We start from the raw sequence: 2,285 nt of genomic DNA on the forward strand, positions 1-2,285 counted from the left end.
ACGCGCACGGCGCCGGCGCCTACCAGCGGCTGCAGCCCGGCACGCTGCCGGCCGGCTGCGGCTGCGACCTGCCGACCGGGCTGCGCCCGCTGCTCCTGCCGCCCGGCGCCGGCAAGGGCAAGGTGCAGCCCGGCCCGCGCTTCTGGCCGCTGTCCACCCTGCTCGCCTGGCGACGCGGCGCAAGCGTCGCGCTCCCCGCGCACGACGAACCACCGAGCGAAACCCGCACGCACGTTGCACTGGCGCGCAACACGCTGGCCGCCGACCCCGGCCGCCTCTTCCAGAGCGATGGACTCGACTTCTCGCCGCGCCGGCGAGCCGACCGTCACGGCTTCACCGTCGAACAATGGATCTTCCTCGCCCGCTTTGCCCAGGACATCGCCCCGCGCTGGGTCACCTTTGGCGGCGAACGGCGGCTGTCGTGGCTCGCCGCGGCGCCGCGCGAAGTGCTCGCCGCGCCGCCCGAGCACCTTGCCGAACTCGCCGGCGCGCGCCGCCTGACGCTCAGCCTTGCCACCCCGGCGCTCTTCGCCGCCGGCTGGCGGCCCGCCTGGCTGAATGACGATCTTTGCGGCTGCCCGCCCGCCTGCCCCGACCTGCAGCTCCGCCTGGTTGCCGCCGCCGTCGACGGCTGGCTCTCCGTCTCCGGCTGGGACCTCGCCGCCGCCGGAGACGGCGCCGGCCGCCCCACCGCCGGCGCCAAAGCCGCCCGCAAAGCGGTTCCCGCCGGCGCCACCTACTGGTTCGAAGTCATCGGCGCCCCACCCGACGACTGGGCAGAACGCCTCTGGCTGGCGCCGATCGCCGACGACGAACAGGATCGCCGCGACGGCTTCGGCCTGGTCATCCCCGGTCTCTGGCCAACCCCGCAACAACAAGGAGAAGAAAGCGCATGCTGACCCAGATCTTTCACCTGCACGCCCTGAGCGCGCTGCACGTCGGCAGCGGCCAGGCGCTCGGCGCCGTCGACCTGCCGGTGGCGCGCGCCCGCGCGACCCACCTGCCGATCGTCCCCGGCTCGGCGCTGAAAGGCGTCCTGCGCGACGAATTCGCCGCCGACGAGCGGCAGCAGAAGACACTCCTGACGCTCTTCGGACCGCCGAGCATCGACTCTGGCGACGCCGCCTACGCCGGCGCGCTGGCTTTCGGCGACGCGCAGCTCCTGCTCCTGCCGGTGCGCTCGCTGGCCGGCATCGTCGCTTTCGTCACCTGCCCCTTCGTCCTCGCGCGCTACGCCGAAGACCTGCGCCGCGAAACCCTCGCCGCGCCGACGGCGGCGGCCGCCGGCGGCGCAGTCGGCGTCGTCCGCGCAGCGCCGACCGTCCGCGACCCCCCCGACGTTCCGCCGGTCGACGAGCAGCAGGCGCTCGTCTGCCAAAGCACGAAGATCATCGCCCAGCACAAACCCGGCACACTCGTCGTGCTCGAAGACCTCGACCTGCGGGCGAGCGGCCAGAACGCCGGCCCGCACGGCGCCGCGCCGGGGGCCGACGCCTGGGCCGAACGGATCGCCGCCCGCGTCCATCCCGGCGACAAAAAATGGCAGGCGCTGCTCGGCGAACGCTTCGCCATCATTTCCGACGCCGACTTCTCATTCCTCGCCGACACGGCGACCGAGGTACGCGCGCGCATCCGCATCGACGACTCGCGTGGCGTCGTCGACAACGGCGCGCTGTGGTACGAAGAAAACCTGCCGGCGGAGACCGTCCTCTGGGGCCAGATCGCTGCCGGCCCGGCGCGCGACGGCCAGCCGCTCGCCGCCGCGCAGACGCTCGCCGCCTTCCGCGCCGGTCTGGCCGGCAACGGGCACGGCGCACTGACGCTGCAGATCGGCGGCAAGGCGACGATCGGGCGCGGCCTCGTCCGCTTCGTCCTGCCGCCAGCGGCGGACAAGGCTGCCGGCGGAGACAAACGATGAGCCCCGCTCCGCGCACGCGCGCGCAGCGCCTGGCCGAAGCGGCGCTGACCCGAATCCGCGCCGTCGCCGCCGATTGGCCGGCGGACGGCCAGAGCCGCCCGTCGGCCGGCTCCTCGGCCGGCTTTTCACGCGCCCAATACAAAGCGCGCGCCGACCAGTTCCCGGTCCTCGTCATGCAGGCCGGATTGGCGCAGGCGCTCGGCTTTCTGCGCGCCAAGGCGGGCGACGCCGGCGGCGGCGACAACGCCTACCGGCGCTATCTGAACGATCTCGCCGTCGTCGTCGGCGCAAGCGACGGCGAGGCGCTGCAGCAACAGGCGATCGCCGCCCCACTGCCCGCCTACCGGCAACTCACCCGCCAGGTACT

The 2,285-nt window shown here is 73.9% G+C and carries 3 protein-coding genes; all 3 read left to right on the top strand.

Annotation, left to right across the window (positions count from 1 at the left end; translation table 11 throughout):
- The coding region (locus tag PKE44_RS18490) for a type III-B CRISPR module-associated Cmr3 family protein (protein WP_324554174.1) at positions 1 to 899 on the top strand (899 nt) is incomplete at its 5' end.
- Positions 893 to 1,918, top strand: a complete 1,026-nt coding sequence (cmr4, locus tag PKE44_RS18495; protein ID WP_311097738.1) for a type III-B CRISPR module RAMP protein Cmr4 — start codon at positions 893 to 895, stop codon at positions 1,916 to 1,918. The genes PKE44_RS18490 and cmr4, both read left to right, overlap by 7 nt.
- Positions 1,915 to 2,285 (top strand): type III-B CRISPR module-associated protein Cmr5 (locus PKE44_RS18500; protein ID WP_324554176.1); only part of this gene is annotated, 371 nt, incomplete at its 3' end. The genes cmr4 and PKE44_RS18500, both read left to right, overlap by 4 nt.

Origin of the sequence: Plasticicumulans sp. (assembly GCF_035331805.1) — a bacterium.
Classification (GTDB): Bacteria; Pseudomonadota; Gammaproteobacteria; order Competibacterales; family Competibacteraceae; genus Plasticicumulans.

Excerpts from the sequence above, each read along its gene's own strand:
- cmr4 (WP_311097738.1), top strand. The coding sequence starts at position 893 with ATGCTGACCCAGATCTTTCACCTGCACGCCCTGAGCGCGCTGCACGTC.